We start from the raw sequence: 21,252 nt of genomic DNA on the forward strand, positions 1-21,252 counted from the left end.
GGCCTTGCCCGTTAATCCGTTTGCCTGCGGCCAACGTTGGCCGCGGGGTACTACGTTTACTGTTCACTGGTGGGCACGGCCTGCGGCCTTAACCCACCCTACAAATCGCGCATCAGCCGGCGGTTTTTCCTTCGCCGCTACGCGGCTCGGACAAATCAACGCCTGTCGCTTCGCTTCACTCGCCTTACGGCTCGTTCATGCGGGGTTTCAAACCTTGAAACCCCGCATGAGGCGTCGATTTTCATAATCCACTCGCAGCAGCACCGCCAGCGAGGCGAGGTTGCACAGCATGGCCGAGCCGCCGAACGACATCAGCGGCAGCGTCAGGCCCTTGGTCGGCAGCAGACCCATGTTCACGCCGACGTTGAAAAAGGTCTGGATGCCCAGCCAGATGCCGATGCCCTGCGCCACCAGCGCCGGGTAGTAACGCTCCAGCTTTTTCGCTTCCACACCGATGTGGAAGGCGCGGCGCACGATCCAGGCATACAGCCCCAGCACCGCGCAGATGCCGATGAAACCGAATTCTTCCGAGATCACCGCCATGATGAAGTCGGTATGCGCCTCCGGCAGGTAGAACAGCTTCTCCACGCTGCCGCCCAGCCCCACGCCCCACCACTCGCCGCGACCGATGGCGATCAGCGAGTGGCTGAGCTGGTAGCCCTTGCCGTACGGGTCATCCCACGGGTCGAGGAAGCCCAGCACCCGCTTCAGCCGGTACGGCGAGGTGATGATCAGCAGCGCGATCGCCACCACCGCCATCGCCGCCAGCCCGGCGAAGATGCGCAGGTTGATGCCGCCCAAAAACACGATGCCCATGGTGATGCTCATCACCACCATCAGCGCGCCGAAGTCCGGCTCCAGCAGCAGCAGCATGGCCACGAACACGATGGCCACCAGGATCGGCAAAAAGCCCTGGCGGAAGCTATGCAGCTTGGCCGCCTTGCGCACGGTGTAATCGGCGGCGTAGATCGCCGCGGCCAACTTCATCACTTCCGACGGCTGCAGGTTCAGTACCAGCAGGTTGATCCAGCGCCGCGAACCGTTCACCACCTTGCCGATGCCCGGAATCAGCACCAGCACCAGCAGGAAGCCGGCGAACAGGAAAAACTTGCCCGCATACTGCTGCCAGAAGGTCGTCGGCACCTGAAAGGTGATGTAGGCGCCTACCAGGCCAATGGTCATGAAGATCATGTGGCGGAACAGGTAGAAGTAGCGGTTGTTGGTAGCCGGATCGGCCTCGGCATAGGCAATCGACGCCGAGTACACCATCACCAGGCTGATCGACAGCAGCAGCGCAATCGCCCACATCAGCGCTTCGTCGAGCGCGGTGATGGCGGTTACGGTGCTGCGCTGGCCGAGGCTGACCATCAGCGTGGCTCCCCTGCCTGGATCGCTGCCACGGTGTCGATGAACACCTGGGCGCGATGCGCGTAGTTCTTGAACATGTCCAGGCTGGCGCAGGCCGGCGACAGCAGCACCACGTCGCCGGCTTGCGCCAGTTTGGCGGCGGCGCGGGTGGCGTCTTGCAGCGTGGCGCAGTCGGACAGCGGTACGCCGCTATCGGCCAGCGCGGCGCGGATGGCCGGCGCATCGCGGCCGATCAGCACCACGGCGCGGGCGATGCGCGCGCAGGCCGCTGCCAGCGGTGCGAAGTCCTGGCCCTTGCCGTCGCCGCCGGCGATCAGCACCACCTTGCGGGTCATGCCATTCAAGGCCGCCTCGGTGGCGCCGACATTGGTGCCCTTGGAGTCGTCAATGAACATCACGCCGCCGAACTCGGCGACGAATTCCACCCGGTGCGCCAGGCCACGGAAAGTTTTCAGCGCCGGCAGCAACTGCGCGCGGTCGATGCCGATGGCCTCGCACAGCGCCAGCGCCGCCAGTGCGTTGGCCGCATTGTGCAGGCCCTGCAGCTGCATCTCGACGCTGTCGAATACCGATTGGCCGGCGATGGTAAGCAGGTAGCGGCCGTCCGTCTGTTGCAATGCGTAATCGACGTCCTCGCGCAGCGAGAACCAGCGTACCTCGCGCCCGGCGCGCACCATGGCGCGGCAGAACACGTCGTCGCGGTTCAGCACCTGCACGCCGCTGCCGCTGAAGATCGCAGTCTTGCTGTGCGCGTAATCGAGCAGATCGTGGTAACGGTCGAGGTGATCCTCGGAAATGTTCAGCACCGTGGCGGCGTCGGCACGCAGGCTGCTGGTGGTGTCCAGCTGGAAGCTGGACAGCTCGATCACGTAGACGTCCGGCTGCTGGCCGGCGGCTTCGCGCTCGGCCAGTGCGCTCAGCACCGGCAGGCCGATATTGCCGCACACCACGGTGTCCAGCCCGGCGCTCTGGCACAGGTGGCCCACCAGGCTGGTAACGGTGCTCTTGCCGTTGGAACCGGTGATGGCGATGACCTTGCTGCCGTTGCCTGTAATGGCGCGGCAGAACAGCTCCACATCGCCCACCACTTCGCCGCCGCGGGCGGCGAAGGCGGCGATGGCCGGGGTGCGAATGCTCACCCCCGGACTGACCATCAGCATGTCGGCATCGGCGAAAGTGGCGTCGGCAAAGGCGCCCAGGCGCAGCGACACGCCCAGCTCGGCGGCAAGGTTGGCCGCATTGGCCGGGTTGTCGCGGCTGTCGGCAATGGTGACGCGCGCACCATGCGCCAGCAGCCAGCGCGCGGCGGAAACGCCGGTGTCGCCCAGGCCGATGACGATGATGTGGCGGTTGTCGAAGCGCATCACGGAGTCCTCAACGCAGTTTCAGGGTGGCGAGGCCGGCCAGCACCAGCATCATGGTGACGATCCAGAAGCGCACCACTACCTGGGTTTCCTTCCAGCCTTTCAGCTCGTAGTGGTGATGCAGCGGCGCCATGCGGAACACGCGCTTGCCGGTGAGCTTGAACGAGCCGACCTGGATCATCACCGACAGCGCTTCCATCACGAACAGGCCACCCATGATCAGCAGCACGATTTCCTGGCGCACGATCACCGCCACGGTGCCCAGTGCGGCGCCCAGCGCCAGCGCGCCGACGTCACCCATGAACACCTGCGCCGGGTAGGCGTTGAACCACAGAAAACCGAGGCAGGCGCCGCAGATGGCGGCACAGAACACCACCACCTCGTGTGCGCCCGGCACAAACGGCATGCCCAGGTATTTGGAGAACACCGCGTGGCCGGCCACGTAGGCAAAGATCGACAGACCGGCAGCCACCAGCACCACCGGCAGCGCCGCCAGGCCGTCCAGACCGTCGGTGAGGTTCACCGAGTTGGAGGTGCCGACGATGACGAAGTAGGTCAGCACGCAGAAGCCGATGCCGCCCAGCGGGTACACGATGTTCTTGAAGAACGGCACGATGAATTCGGTGGAGGCCGGCAGCTTGGCGCTGGTGAGCAGGAACACGCCGGCGGCAATGGCGATGGTGGATTGCCACGCCATCTTGAAGCGGGCAGACACGCCGTTCGGGTCCTTGTACACCACCTTGCGCCAGTCGTCGTAGAAGCCCAGCGCGCCGGTGCCCAGCGTCACCAGCAGCAGGATCCACACGTACAGGTTGGACAGGTCGGCCCACAGCAGGGTGGTCACCGTCATCGCCAGCAGGATCAGCGTGCCACCCATGGTCGGGGTGCCGGTTTTCACCAGGTGGGTCTGCGGACCGTCCTTGCGCACCGCCTGGCCCACCTTCAGCTCGGTGAGCTTGGCGATCACCCACGGCCCCAGCCACAGCGAGATGGCCAGCGAGGTCAGCGCCGCCATCACCGCGCGCAGGGTGACGTAGTTGAGTACATTGAAGGCGCGAATGTGTTCGCGCAGCAGATCGGCCAGCAGTAGCAGCACGTTTAATCCTTCCCGTGTTCTTGTTGTGTTTGCAGGTGGTCCACCACCCGCTCCATGCGCATGAAGCGCGACCCTTTTACCAGCACGGTGCTGCCGGCGGTGACTTGCTGATCCAGCGCGGCGAGCAGCGCCGGCAGATCGTCGAAATACTGTGCGCCGGCGCCGTAGGCATTGGCCGCATGCCGGCTCAGCTCGCCCAGGCACAGCAGCTGCTCGATGCCGCGGGCGCGGGCATGCGCGCCGACTTCGGCGTGCAGTGCCCGCGCGGTATCGCCCAGTTCGCCGATCTGCCCCATCACGAACACGCGCGGCGCCGGGTAGGCGGCCAGCACGTCGATGCCGGCCTTCATCGAATCCGGGTTGGCGTTGTAGCTGTCGTCGATCACGGTGGCACCGCAGACGGCGCGCTTGAGCTGCAGCCGGCCCTTGACGCCGCCAAAGGCGGCCAGGCCGGCGGCGATGGCGGCCAGCGGCACGTCCAGTGCCAACGCCACCGCGGCAGCAGCCAGCGCATTGCGCACGTTGTGCTTGCCGGCGGCCGGCAATTCGATGGCCTGCTCGCCTTGCGGGCAAAGCAGGGTGAAACGGTTGCCGGTCGCGCTGGCGATGATGTCGCGGGCACTAACGTTGGCCGCAGCATCCAAGCCGAAGCGCAGCTGGCGATGCGCGCCAGCGGCGGCGGCAAAGACCGGCAGCTGCGCGTCGTCGGCATTGATGATGGCGACGCCGTCGGCGCTAAGGCCTTCGAAAATCTCGCTCTTGGCGCGGGCGATGTCGGCGGTGCTGTCGAAGCCACCGCCCAGATGCGCGCGCATGGCGTTGTTGACCAGCGCCACCTGCGGCCGGGTGAGGCCGCTGAGGTAGCGGATCTCGCCGAAATGGTTCATGCCCATTTCGATCACCGCGTAGCGATGCGCCGGGGTCAGCGCCAGCAGCGTCAGCGGCAGGCCGATGTCGTTGTTGAAGTTGCCGGCGGTGGCATGCACCGCGGCGTCGCCGGCGTGGGCGCGCAGGATGGCGGCCACCATTTCCTTGACCGTGGTCTTGCCGTTGGAGCCGGTGATGCCGATGCGTTGCACGCTCAGGCGCGCGCACCAGTCTGCGGCCAACGTGCCCAGCGCCAGGCGCGGGTCGTCGACGCGGATCACGCTGCCGCCAGCCGGCGCAAAGTCGCGGCGCACCAGTGCAAACGCACCCTTGGCCAGCACCTCCGGCACGAAGTCATGGGCGTCGAAGTTGTCGCCCTTCAGCGCCACGAACAGGTCGCCGGCCTGCGCCGCGCGGCTATCGGTGACCACGCGCTGGAAGCGGGCGTCGCTGCCGAGCAGTTCGCCGGACAGGATGCCGGCGGCCTCAGTCAGCGTCAGCATGTGCGGCCCCCCAGGCGGTCAGCGCGTCTTCGGCAACGCGGAAATCGGAGAACGGGTGCTTCACCCCGGCGATGTCCTGGTATTCCTCGTGGCCCTTGCCGGCGATCAGCACCACGTCGCCGACGCGCGCCTGCAGCACCGCCCAGTGAATGGCGGCGGCGCGGTCGATCTCGACCTGGCCCGGCGCCTGCATGCCGGTCACGATGTCGTCGATGATGGCCTGCGGGTCTTCGCTGCGCGGGTTGTCGCTGGTCACCACCGCCACGTCGGCGATGCGCTCGGCGATACCGCCCATGAGCGGACGCTTGCCCTTGTCGCGGTCGCCGCCGCAGCCGAACACGCAGTACAGCTTGCTGCCGGCCGGGCGGATATCCGCCAGCGTGGCCAGCGCCTTGTCCAGCGCGTCCGGGGTGTGGGCGTAGTCCACCACCACCAGCGGCTCCAGGCTGCTGCCGATGCGCTGCATGCGGCCGCGCGCCGGCTGGATCTTGCCCAGCACGCGGGCGGCGTCGTCCAGCGCCACGCCGTTGGCGCACAACACCGCCAGGCAGGCCAGCATATTGGCCGCATTGAAACGGCCCAACAGCGGGCTCTTGATGTCGGCATCGCCCCACGGCGTGGTAACGGTGAGCTGCAGGCCGTCCAGGTTGGCCGCCAGGCTCAGCGGGCGCACGTCGCCCTGCTCCAGGCCGTAAGTGATGACGCGGGTACGGCTGGCGTCGATGCCGGCGGCCAGGGTGCGGCCGAAGGCGTCGTCGGCGTTGATTACCGCGTGCTGCAGGCCCTGCCAGTGGAACAGCTTGGCCTTGGAGGCACCGTACTGTTCCATGCTGCCGTGGTAGTCGAGGTGATCGCGGGTCAGGTTGGTGAACACCGCGCTGCGGAACGCCACGCCATTGACGCGGAACTGGTCCAGGCCATGGCTGGACACTTCCATGCTCACCACGCTAGCGCCCTGGCGGCGGTATTCGGCCAGTTTCTGCTGCACGGTGATCGGGTCCGGCGTGGTGTGAGTGGTCTGCGTCAGTTCGCCGTAGAAGCCGTTGCCCACGGTGCCGATCAGCGCCGCCTTCTCGCCCAGCAACGCATAGGCCTGTGCCAGCCAGTGCGAGATCGAGGTCTTGCCATTGGTGCCGGTGATGCCGACTACCGCCATGTCGCGGCTGGGATGGCCATAGACATGGGCGGCGACGATGCCGGCATTGGCGCGCAGATTGGCTACCGGCAGGTTGGGCACCTGCCAGGCCGGGTTCCAGGCAAAACCGTCGGCGTCGTCCCACAGCACCGCGGCGGCACCCTTTTCCAGCGCGGCGGCGATGAAGTCGCGGCCGTCGCTGTATTCGCCGCGACAGGCCAGGAACAGGTCACCCGGCAGCACGCGGCGGCTGTCGGTTTCGACGCGGCTCACGGCAACGCCAAGACCCTGCAGTACCGCAGGGTCCCAGTCCGGCAAGTTGATCAGGCTGCTTTTCATGTTTCTTCCCGCACTTCCGAAATCTGTTGTTCCGGAATCAGTGTGTTATTGGAGGGAGCGTCGGGCTCTACCCCCAGGATGCGCAGGCTACCGGCCATGATGTTGGAGAAGGCCGGGCCGGATACGGTGCCACCGTAGTAGCCGCCGATGGAGGGTTCGTCGATCATCACCGCCACGATCAGCCGCGGGTTGGTGGCCGGGGCGAAGCCGACGAACAGGCCGATGTGCTTGTCCGAGGCGTAACGGCCGCCCACCAGCTTGCGGGCGGTGCCGGACTTGCCGGCCACGTGGTAGCCCAGCACCTGTGCGCGCACCGCGGTGCCGCCTTCTTCGGTCACAGCGATCATCATCTGGCGCATCTTGCGCGCGGTGTCTTCCTTCACCACCTGGCGCCCCGGATTGGGTACTGCCAGCTTGGTGAACGACAGCGGCAGCAGCGCGCCGGCGTGGGTGAAGATGGTGTAGGCGCGTGCCAGCTGCAGCAGGCTGACGGTGACACCGTAGCCGAACGACATGGTGGCCTGCTCGATCGGGCGCCAGCCCTGCCAGTCGCGCAGGCGACCGGAGCTTTCACCGGGGAAGCCGGACTGCGGGCTGATGCCGAAACCACTCTGACGGTAGAAAGTCCACATCTGTTCCGGGCTGAACATCGCCGCGATCTTGGAAGAGCCGACGTTGGACGATTTCTGGATGATGCCGGACACGGTCAGCGACGGGTTGGGGTGCGAATCGCGCACCGTGGCCGGGCCGATCATGTAGGGACGGGTATCGAACCAGGTATCCGGCGTGATGCGGCCGGCATCGATGCCCATCGCCACGGTGAACGGCTTCATGGTGGAGCCGGGTTCGAACATGTCCACCACCGCGCGGTTGCGGCGCATTTCCGGCTCCAGCACCGCACGGTTGTTCGGGTTGTACGACGGGGTGTTGGCCAGTGCCAGCACTTCGCCAGTCTGCGCGTCCAGCACCACCACGCCGCCGGCCTTGGCCTTGAACGCCTCGGTGGCGGCCGACAGCTCGCGGAACGCCAGGTACTGGATGCGCTTGTCGATGGACAGCGCCAGCGTCTGGCCGTCGCGCGGCGGCTCGATGGCGGCGACATCTTCAATGATGTGACCGCGACGGTCCTTCAGCACGGTACGGCTGCCGGCCTTGCCGGCCAGCATCTTCTCGCGGGTCAGCTCCAGCCCTTCCTGGCCCTTGCCGTCCACGCCGGTAAAGCCGATCACGTGCGACAGCATCTCGCCGGCCGGGTAGTAGCGGCGGTATTCCTGCTGTTTGGCAATGCCGGGAATGCCCAGCGCCATTACCTGCTGTGCCAGCTGCGGACTGATCTGGCGCTTGAGATAGACGAATTCGCGCTTCTTGTCGGCGAATTTCTGCTGCAGTTCGGCCTGCGGCAGCTCCAGCAGCCGCGACAATGCGGCCAACTTGGCGGTCGGCACCGGGTTCATGTCCACCGGGCTGGCCCAGATCGACTGCACCGGGGTGCTGATCGCCAGCGGCTCGCCGTTGCGGTCGGTAATCACGCCGCGGTTGGCTTCCAGCACCAGCGCGCGGCGGAAACGCGCCTCGCCCTGGTTTAGCAGGAAGTCCTGTTGCACCACCTGCAGGTAGATCGCCCGCGACAGCAGCGCCAGCAGCAGCAGACCCAGCAATACCTGCACCACCGCCACGCGGCCCGGTGCCAGCCGCATATGCGGCTTGACGGTGTTGCGGATCGGCGGCGAGTAGACGCGGCTCATCGCACCCCCTCCGGCGTAATCACGTACACCTGGCGCTGGCTGGGCGTCAGCATGCCCAGGCGGCTGGAGGCGGATTTCTCGATCAGCGCGTGCGCGCCCCAGGTGCTTTGTTCCAGCAACAGCTGGCCGTACTCGACATCCAGCTGGCGCGACAGCTTCTGCTGTTTCTCCAGCTCGTTGTACAGGCGGCGCGACAAGTGCTGCGAGGTCACCACCGACATCGCGCACCCGATCACAGCCACCAACAAGGCGGCATTGAGCTTGTTAATGCTCACGCCGTCCCCTTCCATTCACCGGCGGTGCGCTCGGCCACGCGCATGATGGCGCTGCGCGCGCGCGGGTTGGCCGCGATCTCTTCCTCGCTGCCGCGAATGGCCTTGCCCACCGGTTTGATCGCCGCCTCGGCGATGTCGGCGGCGCGCACCGGCACCCACGACGGCAGGGTGTCGGTGGTGCTGGCGTCGCGGATGAAGTTCTTGACGATGCGGTCTTCCAGCGAGTGGAAGCTGATCACCGCCAGACGCCCGCCCTGTGCCAGATGTGACACCACCTGCGGTAGCACCGCCTTGAGTTCATCCAGCTCGCGGTTGATGAAAATCCTTATCGCCTGGAAGGTTCGCGTCGCGGGGTCCTGACCTGGTTCCCGAGTGCGGACGTTCTTCCCAACGAGCAAGGCGAGCTCACGCGTCGTTTCGAGGGGACGCTCAGCCCTTTGCGCAACAATGGCTGCTGCGATCTTGCGAGCAAACCGCTCTTCACCATAAGTCTTGATTACCTCTGCAATGTCGGCCTCGTCGGCAGTGGCCAGCCAGTCGGCTGCGGTCATGCCGCGAGTGGTGTCCATGCGCATGTCCAGCGGCGCATCGAAACGGAAACTGAAGCCGCGGCGACCATCGTCGATCTGCGGCGAGGAAATGCCCAGGTCCATCAGCACGCCGTCCACCTGCGCCACGCCCAATGCGGCCAACTCGCTGGCGAAGGTTTCGAAACCGTTGTGCACGATGCTGAAGCGCGGATCTTCCGCCGCCAGCGCGGTGGCGACGGCGATGGCTTCCAGGTCTTTGTCGAAGGCGATCAGGCGACCCTGCGGCCCCAGCTGGGACAGGATCAACCGGCTGTGGCCGCCGCGCCCGAAGGTGCAATCGACGTAAACGCCATCCGGACGAATGGCGAGGGCCGCAACGGCCTCATCGAGTAGCACCGTGCGGTGAACAAAAACGGCGTCGGTCAAAGCGTGAAATCTCCAAGGTGCTGCGCAAGGTCAGCGGGGTCAATGTCGAGTGCCACGCTGGTCTGGTTGTCCCAGCCGGCGGCATCCCACAGTTCAAAGCGGTTGCCCATCCCCACCAGCGCCACATCCTTGTCCAGCTGGGTCAACTCGCGCAGGCGGGCGGGCAGCAGGATGCGACCGGCAGCGTCCATTTCCAGCGTCTCGGCGTGTCCAAGCACCAGGCGCTGATAGCTTTTGAGCGTGGGGTTGCCGCTGGGCAAGGCCAGCAAACGCTGCTCGACGGGCTTCCAGTTGGGTTCGGGGTAGATCAGCAGGTGATCGGAGGATTCGAGGGTAACAACCAGCTTGTGGCCGAAAGCGGACAGCAGTGTCTCGCGGTGCCTAGCCGGAATGGCCAGACGCCCCTTGGCATCAAGAGAGACAAGACTTACGCCGCCGATCATTTGCTTTGGACAGTTCGCCGAAAAGTTAGGGGCCGTCGCCCCACAATTACCCACTTCACCCCACTTTTCGCCACTATAGGGAAACGATTTTACCCGGTCAACATCGAAAATTGGCAATTAGCCTTTGGCGACAATGACTTACCAGATTGTTTCAAATGAGAAATCGAGGCAAATCAGCGGCTTACGAAAACAACCCGAGAACGGGTGTCAAATCATGCCGTTGACAAGACTGGCCACAGCCAAAAAACGCAGCGGCGCACCCCTGGGTGCGCCGCCGGATGGCACTGCAGAACCGCGTCAGGCCAGTTTCTGCTTCAGGATCTCCTGCACCTGCGCCGGGTTGGCCTTGCCCTTGGACGCCTTCATCACCTGGCCGGCCAGCGCGTTGAGCGCCTTTTCCTTGCCGGCACGGAACTCCTCCACCGCCTTGGGGTTGGCCGCAATCGCCTCTTCCACCATCTTTTCGATGGCGCCGGCATCGGACACCTGCTTCAGGCCGTCGCGCTCGATGATGGCGTCGGCGGACAGCTCGCTGTCCCACAAGGCATCAAACACCTGCTTGGCCAGCTTGTTGGACAGCGTGCCATCGGCCACGCGCAGCACCAACCCAGCCAGACGCTCGGCCGAGATCGGGCAGGCACTGATGTCCAACCCGTCGCGGTTCAAGCGCGCCGCCACTTCGCCGCCCAGCCAGTTGGCCGCCAGCTTGCCCTGACCGGTGGCGGTAGCTACCGCCTCGAAGTACTGCGCCTGCGCCAAGCTGGAGGTCAGCAGCGCGGCATCGTAGGCCGACACGCCGTATTGCTCGGCGAAGCGTGCCTTCATCTGCCCCGGCAGTTCCGGCATCTCGCCGCGGATGCGGGCGATCTGTTCGTCGGCGATGCGCACCGGCAGCAGGTCCGGGTCCGGGAAATAGCGGTAGTCGTGCGCGTCTTCCTTGCTGCGCATCATGCGGGTCTCGCCGCTGTCCGGGTCGAACAGCACGGTGGCCTGCTGGATCTTGCCGCCGTCTTCGATGGTGTCGATCTGCCACTGGATCTCGTACTTGATCGCCTGCTCCAGAAAGCGGAAGGAGTTCAGGTTCTTGATCTCGCGGCGGGTGCCGAACTCGGCCTGGCCGAACGGGCGCACCGACACGTTGGCATCCACGCGGAAGCTGCCTTCCTGCATATTGCCGTCGCAGATGCCCAGCCAGGTCACCAGCGTGTGCAGCGTCTTGGCATAGGCCACCGCTTCTTCCGGCGAGCGCATGTCCGGCTCGGACACCACCTCCAGCAGCGGGGTGCCGGCACGGTTCAGGTCGATGCCGGTCATGCCGTGGAAGTCTTCGTGCAGGCTCTTGCCGGCATCTTCTTCCATATGCGCACGGGTAACGCGGATCACCTTTTCCTCGTCGCCAACCTGGATCGTCAGCTTGCCGTGCTCGACGATCGGCAGCTCCATCTGACTGATCTGATAGCCCTTGGGCAGATCCGGATAGAAGTAGTTTTTGCGCGCGAACACGTTCTTCTGGTTAATGCCGGCGTCCAGCGCCAGCCCCAGGCGGATGGCCTTGTCCACCACCGCCTTATTCATCACCGGCAGCACGCCCGGCAGCGCCAGCTCCACCAGCGAGGCCTGGGTGTTCGGCTCGGCACCAAAGGCGGTGCTGGCACCGGAGAAAATCTTGGAAGCGGTGTTGAGCTGCACGTGCACCTCAAGACCGATAACGACTTCCCATTTCATGATTGGAAAATCCTTTTTCTGTTCAGAAGGTTGGCCGCATGCGGCCAACCTTGATAATTGCAATTACAGCGCCGGGGCGCGGGTATGCCAGTCGGTAGCCTGCTGGAACTGGTGTGCCACGTTCAGCATGCGCGCCTCGCCGAAGTAGTTGCCGATGATCTGCAGCCCCACCGGGCGACCGTTGTCGCTGAAGCCGGCCGGTACGCTCATCGCCGGCAGGCCGGCCAAATTCACCGACAGCGTGTAGATGTCCGACAGGTACATCTGTACCGGGTCGCCGGATTTCTCGCCCAGGTTGAAGGCGGCGGTCGGCGCCACCGGCCCCAGGATCACGTCGCAGCCGGCGAAGGCGGCCTTGAAGTCGTCGGCGATCAGGCGGCGGATCTTCTGCGCCTTGATGTAGTACGCATCGTAGTAGCCGTGGCTGAGCACATAGGTGCCCACCATGATGCGGCGCTTCACCTCGCTGCCGAAACCTTCGGCGCGGGTCTTCTCGTACATGTCGACCAGGTCCTTGTACTCGCTGGCGCGATGACCGTAGCGCACGCCGTCGAAGCGCGACAGGTTGGCGGAGGCTTCCGCCGGGGCGATCACGTAGTAGGCCGGGATCGACAGCTGGGTGTTGGGCAGGCTCACTTCCACCACCTCGGCGCCCAGCTTCTTCAGCTCGCTCACCGCGTTGTCGATGATGCGGCCAACGTCAGCAGCCAGACCGGCGGCAAAGTATTCGCGCGGCAGGCCGACGCGCAGGCCGGCCAGCGGCTGCGCCAGGTCACGGCTGTAGTCCTCCTTGACACGCTCCAGACTGGTGGAGTCGCGCTCGTCGAAGCCGGCGATCACGTTCAGCATCAGCGCGCAGTCCTCGGCGGTCTGCGCCATCACCCCGCCCTGGTCCAGCGAACTGGCGTAGGCCACCATGCCGAAGCGCGACACCACGCCGTAGGTGGGCTTGATGCCGGTCACGCCGCAGTGGCTGGCCGGCTGGCGGATGGAACCGCCGGTATCGGTGGCAGTGGCCACCGGCGCCAGGCGCGCGGCCACCGCCGCGGCGGAACCGCCGGAGGAGCCACCGGGAATGGCCAGCGCATCCCACGGGTTTTTCACCGCGCCGTAGAAGCTGTTCTCGTTGGAGGAGCCCATGGCGAACTCGTCCATATTGGCGCGGCCCAGCGTCACCAGGCCGGCGGCCTGGCACTGCTCGATCACGTGCGCGCTGTACGGCGCGATGAAGTTGTCCAACATCTTCGAGCCGCAGCTGGTCTTCCAGCCCTGCTGGCAGAAAATATCCTTGTGCGCGATCGGCACGCCGGTCAGCGCGCCGGCAGTGCCGGCGGCGCGGCGCGCATCGGCGGCGGCGGCCTCGGCCAGCGTTTTGGCGCGGTCGACGGTGATGAAGGCGTTCAGTTGCGGGTTCAGCGCGTCGATGCGGTCGAGATAGGCGGTAGCCAGCTCGACGGCGCTCAGCTGGCCGGCGGCCAGTTGCGCGGAAAGCTGTTTCAGCGTGGCGTTAATCATTGCGTGTTGATTTCCGTCCGGAATGACATAAGCGCATGGCTGGCGCCATGCGGAACGGCCAGGGTTGGCCGCATTACTCGATGACCTTGGGCACCAGGAACAGGCCCTTTTCCACCTGCGGCGCCACCGCCTGGCAGGCGTCGCGGCGATCCGGCTCGGTGACCGCGTCTTCGCGCAGGCGCAGGCTGACATCCTGCGGATGCGCCATCGGCTCGATGCCGTCGGTGTTGACGGCCTGCATCTGTTCGATCAGGCCCAGAATATTGTTCAGCTGCTTGCCGACAGCCTCGATTTCGGCGTCGGTTACGGCGATGCGGGACAGGCGCGCGATTCGCGCAACATCCTCATGAGTCAGCGACATGACACCCTCGTCAAAACCTTTAATAATTCAAGCGTTGTAGGGTATCATAACTGGTTTGATTCACCCAAGAACACATGGTCATTGCGCAGGCCTGCCGCGCGGATTTCCCGGCTGTCACACCGGTTGAACCTTTCGCCTGCAACATGACCAAACCGCCACCGGTCTGCCTGGCGCCAGTTGTGCCGGCACCCACCCAAATTCACCCAGGATCGCCACATGTTTCGTTCGCTCACCGGCTACTTTTCCAATGATCTGGCCATCGACCTCGGCACGGCCAACACCCTGATCTACATGCGCGGCAAAGGCATCGTGCTCGACGAGCCGTCGGTAGTGGCCATCCACAGCGATGCGCCCACCAACAAGAAATCCATCCTGGCCGTGGGCCTGGAAGCCAAGAAGATGCTGGGCCGTACCCCGGGCAGCATCCAGGCCATCCGCCCGATGAAGGACGGCGTGATCGCCGACTTCACCGTGACCGAACAGATGCTCAAGCAGTTCATCAAGAAGGTCACCCCGAACCGCTTCTTCGCCGCCAGCCCGCGCATCGTGATCTGCGTACCGTGCGGCTCCACCCAGGTGGAACGCCGCGCGATCAAGGACTCCGCGCTGGCCGCCGGCGCACGCCGTGTCGAGCTGATCGAAGAACCGATGGCAGCCGCCATCGGCGCCGGCCTGCCGGTGGAAGACCCGACCGGCTCCATGGTGGTGGACATCGGTGGCGGCACCACCGAAGTGGGTGTGATCTCGCTGGGCGGCGTGGTGTATTCCAATTCGGTGCGCGTGGGTGGCGACAAGTTTGATGAAGCCATCATCAACTACATTCGTCGCAACTACGGCATGCTTATCGGCGAAACCACCGCCGAGGAAATCAAGAAGACCATCGGCTCCGCCTTCCCGGGTACCGAGGTGAAGGAAATGGAAGTCAAGGGCCGCAACCTGGCCGAAGGCATCCCGCGCGCCTTCACCGTGTCCAGCAACGAGATTCTGGAAGCACTGACCGAACCCTTGAACCAGATCGTGTCCGCGGTGAAGATCGCACTGGAACAGACCCCACCGGAACTGGGCGCCGACATCGCCGACAAGGGCATGGTACTGACCGGCGGCGGCGCGTTGCTGAAAGACATCGACCGCTTGCTGGCCGAAGAGACCGGCCTGCCGGTATTTGTGGCCGAAGAACCGCTGACCTGCGTGGTGCGCGGCTCCGGCAAGGCGCTGGACAAGATGGACAAGGTTGGCACCATCTTCACCAACGTTCCCTAACCGCTACTCCTGAGGCACCGCCCGGTCACGGGCGGTGCGCGGTCGCATGAACTTCGCCAATTCCCCGAGCTTCGCCAACCAGGGCCTGAGTCCCGGCGCGCGCCTGATCCTGTGCGTGCTCGCCTCGCTGGCCCTGCTAGTGGGCGACAGCCATTTCGGCCTGATGGATCGCGCCCGCGATGCCATCTCGGTGTTGCTGTACCCGGTGCAGCGTGCCGTTAACCTGCCGCTTAGCGCCGGCCGCCATATCGGCGACTTTTTCGTGACCCAGGCCGAACTGAAGGCGGAGAACGACCGCCTGCGCAGCCTGGAGCTGGCGCAGTCCGGCCGCCTGATGCGGCTGCAGACGCTGGAACGCGAACTGACGCAGCTGAAGGCGCTGAACCAGCTGAAAGCCGGCCGCAGCGACGGCGGCCAACTGGCCGAGGTGCTGTACACCGCGCGCGACCCGTTCAGCTACAAGATCATCATCGACAAGGGCCTCGATGCCGGCGTCAAGGCCGGGCTGCCGGTGATCGACGAGCAGGGACTGATCGGCCAGATCACCCGCGTGCAGCCGCTGACCTCCGAGATCACGCTGATCATCAACAAGAACCAGATGGTGCCGGTGGTGAACCTGCGTACCGGCCAGCGCACGCTGCTGTACGGCTACGGCGGCGGCGTGGAAGTGCGCTACCTGTCGTCCGGCTCCGACATCCGCCCCGGCGACCAGCTGGTCACCTCCGGCATCGACGGCCTGTACCAGGACGGCATCCCGGTGGCGCGTGTCACCCATGTCGACCGCCCGGCCGGCGCCGCCTTCGCCCGCGTGCTGTGCCAGAGCGTGGCCGGCGTGCAGTCCAGCCGCTATGTGCTGGTGCTGCCGGCACGCTCGGCGGTGCCGCCGGCTCCGGCGCCAGAAGCGGAACCAGCCGTCAAAAAGAAAAAAACCACCGACGAGGATGCTGGCTAGACCATGAGCTACGAACGCCCGCAGGAACTGCTCAAGCCGGTACGCCGCCGCTTCATCACCCTGACCTTCACCATCGCCCTGCTGCTGGAACTGCTGCCGCTGCCGGTGGGCTCCACCCGCTGGCTGCCGGACGTGGTGGCCATCCTGATCCTGCACTGGGCGATCAACCAGCCGCGCCGCATCGGCGTCGGCATGGCGTTCCTGATCGGCCTGATCACCGACGTGGCCACCGCCGGCCTGTTCGGCCAGCACGCGCTGGCCTACAGCATCACCGCCTACCTGGTGCAGCTGCGCCAGCGCCAGCTGGTGATGTTCAACCTCGGGCAGCAGGCGCTGGTGATTCTGGCGCTGCTGCAGGCCAACCAAGTGATCATGGTGCTGGTGCGTCTTGCCAGCGGTGCCGCCTTTATCGGCTGGGGCTATTTCCTGCCGCCGCTGGTGGGCGCGCTGCTGTGGCCGCTGCTCAACAAGCTGCTGCTGTTGCCCTATCGCCACCACAGCGTGTAAGCCGCAATGTCACGTCATGCCCGTCTGAAAGACCCGCAAACCGAAGAAAGCCAGTTCCAGCTGCGGCTGCTGATCGCCTTCGGCTTCATGGTGCTGATGTTGCTGCTGTTGGCCGTCCGCTTCGTCTGGCTACAGGTGCTGCAGTACGACCACTTTTCCACGCTGGCCCAGAACAACAGCATCTCGCTGGTGCCGGTGCAGCCCAACCGCGGCCTGATCCTCGACCGCAACGGCATCGTGCTGGCGCAGAACCATGCCGCCTACACGCTGGAACTGATCCCGGACAAGATCGCCGACCTCGACGCCACGGTGAAGGCGCTGGGCGCGCTGGTGGAAATCACCCCGCGCGACGAGCGCCGCTTCCGCAAGTTTCTCGCCGAGAGCAAGGAATTCGAGCCGGTACCGCTCAAGCTCAAGCTGAAGGAAGAGGAAGCCGCGCGGCTGGCGGCCAACATCTGGCGCTACCCCGGCGTGGAAGTGCGCGCCTGGCTGTTCCGCGACTACCCGTACAAGGAACTGACCAGCCATGTGCTGGGCTACATCGGCCGCATCAACCAGCGCGACCAGCAGCAGATGGAAGAGAACGGCACGCTGGCCAACTACCGCGGCGCCACCCACATCGGCAAGCTGGGGCTGGAAGCCACCTACGAGAAAGAGCTGCACGGCCAGAACGGCTTTGAAGAGGTGGAAACCGATGCCGGCGGCCGCGCGGTGCGCAGCCTGCGCCGCACCCCGCCGGTACACGGCAACAACCTGCAGTTGGCGCTGGACATCCGCCTGCAGGAAATCGCCGACAAGCTGTTCGGCATGCGCCGCGGCGCGCTGGTAGCCATCAACCCGCAGACCGGCGGCGTGCTCGCCTTCGTCTCCAAGCCCGGCTTCGACCCCAACCTGTTCATCGACGGCATCGACGCCGCCACCTGGAAGGGCCTGAACGAGGACTGGCAGAAGCCGCTGGTGAACCGCGCGCTGCGCGGGCTGTACCCGCCGGGCTCCACTTTCAAGCCGTTCTTCGCCATGGCCGGGCTGGAAGCCGGCGCGCTCAACCCGAACGAGCTGCGCCCGGCACCCGGCTACTTCACCCTGCCCGGCTCCAGCCACCAGTTCCGCGACTCGGTGCCCAGCGGCCACGGCATGGTGAACCTGGCCAAGGCCATCGCCGTGTCGTCCGATACCTATTTCTACCGCCTGGCGTGGGAGATGGGCATCGACCGCATCCACCCGCTGGTGGCGCAGTTCGGCCTCGGCAGCAAGACCGGCATCGACCTGGACAACGAATCCACCGGCGTGCTGCCGAGCAAGGAATGGAAGGCCAAGCGCTTTGCCAAGGCGCGGCCGGAGGTTGGCCGCTGGTATCCGGCCGACGTGGTCAGCGTCGGCATCGGCCAGGGCTTCAATGCCTACACCCCGCTGCAGATGGCCAATGCCACCGCCATCCTCGCCAACGACGGCCAGGTGTTCCGGCCGCACCTGGTGCAGAAGATCGTCGACGCGCGCAGCAACCTGGAAAAGCCGATCGACCCGCAGCCGCTGCGCGCGCTGGCGTTCAAGCCGCAGCATTTCGCCACCGTGAAGGAAGGCATGCGCCAGGTGCTGCAGCCGGGCGGCACAGCCTTCCGCATCAGCGGCGGGCTGACCTACAGCATGGCCGGCAAGACCGGTACCGCGCAGGTGGTGCAGATCAAGCAGGGCGCCAAGTACAACGCAGGCGCGCTGGCCGAGCAGTACCGCGACCACTCCTGGTTCATCTCCTTCGCGCCGGTGGAAAAGCCCACCATCGCCATCGCGGTGATCGTGGAAAACGCCGGCTTCGGCGCCACCAGCGCCGCGCCGATCGCCCGCGCGGTGACCGACTTCGCGCTCACCGGCAAGGTGCCGGCCGAGCTGGAAGGCCAGTTGCTGACCATGCCCGCCACCAAGAAACCGGACCAAGGAGCCCGCGATGCATCAGCCGCTCGCTAAGCGCATCTGGGATGCCATCGCCGAGCCGTTCGACGGCTGGCTGATGGCGTTTCTGGGCGGCGTGTTCATGCTCAGCCTGCTGGTGCTGTACTCCGCCTCCAACCAGAGCTGGTACAAGATCGACAACAAGCTGGTCTACACCCTGCTGTCGCTGGTGGTGATGTGGGTGCTGGCCAAGGCGCGGCCGCAGGCGGTGATGAACTTCGCACCGCCGCTGTACGCGGTGGGGGTACTGCTGCTGATCGGCGTGGAGCTGTTCGGGGTGATCGTCAACGGCTCGCAGCGCTGGCTGAGCCTGGGCATCGTGCGCATCCAGCCGTCGGAAATCATGAAGATCGCACTGCCGATGATGCTGGCGTGGTACTTCCAGAAATACGAGACCACCCTCAACTGGCGGCACTACATCGTGGCGGCGGCGCTGATCGCCGTGCCCGGCGTGCTGGTGCTGAAGCAGCCGGACCTGGGCACCGCGGTGCTGATCATGGGCGCCGGCTTCTTCGTGCTGTTCTTCGCCGGACTGTCGTGGAAGGTGATCATCGGCGGCCTGGTGGCGTTTGCCGCCAGCCTGCCGGTGGTGTGGAACATGATGCACGACTACCAGCGCCGCCGGGTGCTGACGCTGCTGGACCCGATGCAGGACCCGCTGGGCGACGGCTACCACATCATCCAGTCGATGATCGCCATCGGCTCCGGCGGGCCGTGGGGCAAGGGCTGGCTCAACGGCAGCCAGACCCACCTCGATTACATCCCCGAGCGCACCACCGACTTCATCTTCGCGGTGTACTCCGAGGAGTTCGGCCTGCTCGGCAACCTGACGCTGCTGGTGCTGTACCTGTGCATCATCAGCCGCGGCATGCTGATCACCGCCCGTGCGCAGACGCTGTACGGCCGCTTGCTGGCCGGCGCCATCACGCTGTCGTTCTTCGTGTACGCCTTCGTCAACATGGGCATGGTGGCCGGCATCCTGCCGGTGGTGGGTGTGCCGTTGCCGTTCATGTCCTACGGCGGCACCGCCACCGTGTCGCTGGCGGTGGCGCTGGGCATGCTGATGAGCATCGGCAACCGCAAGCGCTGAGCCACGCGGTTCCCCTGCCTACGGCCAACCTTACACGTTGGCCGCATCGCCGTTCGGCCTAGTCCACCCGGCCAATAGGCCGGCGCGCGCGCTGGCGCTAGGCTTGCCCGCATGAAGCCCGATCCCGCCCTGCCCCTGGTCTACTCCTGCTCCGGCTGCTCCAGCGCCGCGCAGCTGGCCAACCACTTTGCGCTGCGCCTGACCCGCGCCGGCCTGGCCGAGATGTCCTGCATCGCCGGCGTCGGCGGCCAGGTGCCGGCGCTGCTGCGCGCCGCGCGCAGCGGGCGCCGCATCCTGGCGCTGGACGGCTGTCCGCTGGCCTGCGTGCAGGGCTGCCTGCGCCAGGCCGGCCTGCACCCCGACCGCAGCATCGAGCTATCCAGCCACGGCGTGAAAAAACGCAAGCACGCCGACTTCGACCCGGCCGACGCCGAGCGGCTGTGGCCGCTGCTCAGCGCCGCCGCCACCGCGCTGCATCAGTAGCGCTTCTGTACCGGCGCCGCGATCTCCTCCACCTGCCAGCCCTCGTTGCGCGCCATGAAGAACTGGATGATGGAATCCACCGACACGGTGCGGATGCGGTCGCTGTAGCGCAGCTCGTTCGGGTGGTCGTCGAAGGCGACATTGGCCTTGAACATGCGGCCGCCGAGGCGGGTCAGCGCCCCCAGCTGCAGCTCGGTGGGCTGGTAGCCGTTTTTCTGCAGCCACTGCTGGCTCTGCTCGCGGCTGTACAGGCGGTTGCCGCTGCTGGCCGCGGCCAACGTTTCCAGCACCCAGGCATTGGAATTCTGGTAGCGGGTGGCAAACGGGTAGGCAGTCAGGCTGTAGCGGGCGGAAAACATGGTGCGCAGCAGCGGGCCGTCCTGCAGCCGCTCGCCCAGGCTCTTGGCCACCGCCGGCGGCGGCAGCAGCAGCACGGTGTCGAAGGCGAACATATCGTCGAGGAAGAAAGTGCCCAGCCCGTCGTGCCACAGCTCGGCGCGATCGCTGCCGCATTCGTTCAGCAGTTCCGTTACCCGCCAGCGCCCGTCGCCGGCACGGTAGACGATGCCGGCATGGGTGTAGCGTAAACCGTACTTGCTGAGGTCCTGCCCCACCCGGCCGATGATGGCCACCGGCACCGCCAGCGCCTCCAGCCGCTGCTGCGTCTGCTGCGCGGTAGCCAGCGCCAGGCGGAAGGTGTCCGGCGACAGCGCTTTCTCCTCGCAGGAGCGCCCGGCCTGCGCCGGTGCCGCCAGGCAGGCCAGCAGCAGCGCGGCGGCGGCGGCGGCGGCCAGCGGCTTACGACGGTACATGGCCATGCTCCAGCAGCGCCTCGCCCAGCGTGTTGGGAATGAAGGCCAGCACCTTGCCGGATGCCACCAGCAGCGTGCCGCTGGCAGTGGCCGAGGCCTGCACCGTGGCGCCGATGGCGGTGCCGGAGGCCTGGAACGCCGCCTTAGACATGTCCAGCGCCAGCTTGCTGCCATCCTTGGCGCCATCGAGCAGCAGGCGCACGCTGTCGCCGCTGGCCTCCACCACGCCTTGCACCACGAACACCGTACCCACCACCGGCAGCATCAGCCCGGTAAGCGGCTTGCCTTGCACGCTGCCCATCACCAGCCCGGCCGGGGTGGCAATGATGGACAGCATCCCGAGCGCCACTTTCTCCGACGGATTGAAATCCAGCGAGCCGGCCCAGCCCTGCACGCTGGCCAGCAGCAACGCCGCGGCACACCATTTTCTTGCGTTCATCGTCACCTCCATGAAAACGGCATGATACGACAACAGCATTGGCAATGTGAAAATCAAACGCTTGTTGCAA

The 21,252-nt window shown here is 65.8% G+C and carries 20 protein-coding genes; 6 read left to right on the forward strand and 14 right to left on the reverse strand.

Translation table 11 applies throughout. The annotated features are described in order from the left end of the window. Window positions 1-207 precede the first annotated feature (207 nt). The 12 genes from ftsW to gatC all read right to left on the reverse strand — a co-directional run bounded on the left by ftsW (window position 208) and on the right by gatC (window position 13,692). Window positions 208-1,368, reverse strand: a complete 1,161-nt coding sequence (gene ftsW, locus ACFOLG_RS10720) for a putative lipid II flippase FtsW (RefSeq protein WP_386091572.1) — start codon at window positions 1,366-1,368, stop codon at window positions 208-210. Then, the gene (gene murD, locus ACFOLG_RS10725) at window positions 1,368-2,732 is read right to left on the reverse strand and encodes a UDP-N-acetylmuramoyl-L-alanine--D-glutamate ligase (RefSeq protein ID WP_386091574.1); all 1,365 of its coding nucleotides are present in this window, start codon (window positions 2,730-2,732) and stop codon (window positions 1,368-1,370) included. The genes ftsW and murD overlap by 1 nt, the downstream gene beginning before the upstream one ends. A 10-nt stretch (window positions 2,733-2,742) precedes the next feature. Continuing rightward, window positions 2,743-3,825: a phospho-N-acetylmuramoyl-pentapeptide-transferase gene (gene mraY, locus ACFOLG_RS10730; protein WP_386091757.1), complete on the reverse strand. Its 1,083-nt coding sequence runs from the start codon at window positions 3,823-3,825 to the stop codon at window positions 2,743-2,745. Window positions 3,826-3,830: 5 nt separating this feature from the next. Continuing rightward, the gene (locus ACFOLG_RS10735; RefSeq protein ID WP_386091576.1) at window positions 3,831-5,198 is read right to left on the reverse strand and encodes a UDP-N-acetylmuramoyl-tripeptide--D-alanyl-D-alanine ligase; all 1,368 of its coding nucleotides are present in this window, start codon (window positions 5,196-5,198) and stop codon (window positions 3,831-3,833) included. Beyond that, window positions 5,182-6,672, reverse strand: a complete 1,491-nt coding sequence (locus tag ACFOLG_RS10740) for a UDP-N-acetylmuramoyl-L-alanyl-D-glutamate--2,6-diaminopimelate ligase (protein WP_386091578.1) — start codon at window positions 6,670-6,672, stop codon at window positions 5,182-5,184. Before ACFOLG_RS10740 ends, ACFOLG_RS10735 begins: the two co-directional genes overlap by 17 nt. Beyond that, window positions 6,669-8,417 (reverse strand): peptidoglycan D,D-transpeptidase FtsI family protein, encoded by a 1,749-nt coding sequence (locus ACFOLG_RS10745; RefSeq protein WP_386091580.1) that lies wholly within the window; start codon window positions 8,415-8,417, stop codon window positions 6,669-6,671. The genes ACFOLG_RS10740 and ACFOLG_RS10745 overlap by 4 nt, the downstream gene beginning before the upstream one ends. Continuing rightward, window positions 8,414-8,692, reverse strand: a complete 279-nt coding sequence (gene ftsL / locus ACFOLG_RS10750; protein ID WP_386091581.1) for a cell division protein FtsL — start codon at window positions 8,690-8,692, stop codon at window positions 8,414-8,416. Before ftsL ends, ACFOLG_RS10745 begins: the two co-directional genes overlap by 4 nt. Then, complete coding sequence (gene rsmH, locus ACFOLG_RS10755) at window positions 8,689-9,648, reverse strand: 16S rRNA (cytosine(1402)-N(4))-methyltransferase RsmH (protein ID WP_386091583.1); 960 nt, start codon at window positions 9,646-9,648, stop codon at window positions 8,689-8,691. Before rsmH ends, ftsL begins: the two co-directional genes overlap by 4 nt. After that, a complete protein-coding gene (gene mraZ, locus ACFOLG_RS10760; RefSeq protein ID WP_386091585.1) occupies window positions 9,645-10,091 on the reverse strand; it encodes a division/cell wall cluster transcriptional repressor MraZ in 447 nt (148 codons plus the stop codon). Before mraZ ends, rsmH begins: the two co-directional genes overlap by 4 nt. Window positions 10,092-10,388: 297 nt before the next feature. Further along, complete coding sequence (gene gatB / locus ACFOLG_RS10765) at window positions 10,389-11,816, reverse strand: Asp-tRNA(Asn)/Glu-tRNA(Gln) amidotransferase subunit GatB (RefSeq protein WP_386091587.1); 1,428 nt, start codon at window positions 11,814-11,816, stop codon at window positions 10,389-10,391. Between the two features lie 63 nt (window positions 11,817-11,879). Beyond that, on the reverse strand, window positions 11,880-13,331 hold the full coding sequence (gene gatA, locus ACFOLG_RS10770; protein ID WP_386091589.1) for an Asp-tRNA(Asn)/Glu-tRNA(Gln) amidotransferase subunit GatA: 1,452 nt from the start codon (window positions 13,329-13,331) through the stop codon (window positions 11,880-11,882). A gap of 73 nt (window positions 13,332-13,404) precedes the next feature. After that, window positions 13,405-13,692, reverse strand: coding sequence for an Asp-tRNA(Asn)/Glu-tRNA(Gln) amidotransferase subunit GatC (gene gatC / locus ACFOLG_RS10775; RefSeq protein WP_386091591.1), 288 nt, complete (start codon window positions 13,690-13,692; stop codon window positions 13,405-13,407). Between the two features lie 216 nt (window positions 13,693-13,908). On the opposite strand from gatC, the gene ACFOLG_RS10780 reads away from it, so the two are divergent. The 6 genes from ACFOLG_RS10780 to ACFOLG_RS10805 all read left to right on the forward strand — a co-directional run bounded on the left by ACFOLG_RS10780 (window position 13,909) and on the right by ACFOLG_RS10805 (window position 19,931). Then, a complete protein-coding gene (locus ACFOLG_RS10780; RefSeq protein ID WP_349587610.1) occupies window positions 13,909-14,952 on the forward strand; it encodes a rod shape-determining protein in 1,044 nt (347 codons plus the stop codon). A gap of 46 nt (window positions 14,953-14,998) precedes the next feature. Continuing rightward, a complete protein-coding gene (gene mreC, locus ACFOLG_RS10785; protein ID WP_386091593.1) occupies window positions 14,999-15,904 on the forward strand; it encodes a rod shape-determining protein MreC in 906 nt (301 codons plus the stop codon). 3 nt (window positions 15,905-15,907) lie between these two features. Further along, window positions 15,908-16,411: a rod shape-determining protein MreD gene (gene mreD, locus ACFOLG_RS10790; RefSeq protein WP_386091595.1), complete on the forward strand. Its 504-nt coding sequence runs from the start codon at window positions 15,908-15,910 to the stop codon at window positions 16,409-16,411. Window positions 16,412-16,417: 6 nt separating this feature from the next. Next, the gene (gene mrdA / locus ACFOLG_RS10795; RefSeq protein WP_386091597.1) at window positions 16,418-18,373 is read left to right on the forward strand and encodes a penicillin-binding protein 2; all 1,956 of its coding nucleotides are present in this window, start codon (window positions 16,418-16,420) and stop codon (window positions 18,371-18,373) included. Then, window positions 18,354-19,448 carry a rod shape-determining protein RodA gene (gene rodA, locus ACFOLG_RS10800; RefSeq protein WP_386091599.1) on the forward strand — a complete coding sequence of 365 codons (1,095 nt, stop codon included), beginning with the start codon at window positions 18,354-18,356 and terminating at the stop codon, window positions 19,446-19,448. The genes mrdA and rodA overlap by 20 nt, the downstream gene beginning before the upstream one ends. 111 nt (window positions 19,449-19,559) lie before the next feature. After that, entirely contained in the window at window positions 19,560-19,931 is a 372-nt protein-coding gene (locus ACFOLG_RS10805) for a putative zinc-binding protein (protein ID WP_386091600.1), read from the forward strand. On the opposite strand, the gene ACFOLG_RS10810 is transcribed toward ACFOLG_RS10805, so the two are convergent. Beyond that, entirely contained in the window at window positions 19,925-20,743 is an 819-nt protein-coding gene (locus ACFOLG_RS10810; RefSeq protein WP_386091602.1) for a DUF2145 domain-containing protein, read from the reverse strand. The genes ACFOLG_RS10805 and ACFOLG_RS10810 overlap by 7 nt on opposite strands. Beyond that, a complete protein-coding gene (locus ACFOLG_RS10815) occupies window positions 20,730-21,182 on the reverse strand; it encodes a hypothetical protein (protein WP_386091604.1) in 453 nt (150 codons plus the stop codon). The genes ACFOLG_RS10810 and ACFOLG_RS10815 overlap by 14 nt, the downstream gene beginning before the upstream one ends. Window positions 21,183-21,252: the final 70 nt, after the last annotated feature.

The sequence above is a fragment of the Vogesella facilis genome, from assembly GCF_042648525.1.
GTDB classification, from domain to species: domain Bacteria; phylum Pseudomonadota; class Gammaproteobacteria; order Burkholderiales; family Chromobacteriaceae; genus Vogesella; species Vogesella facilis.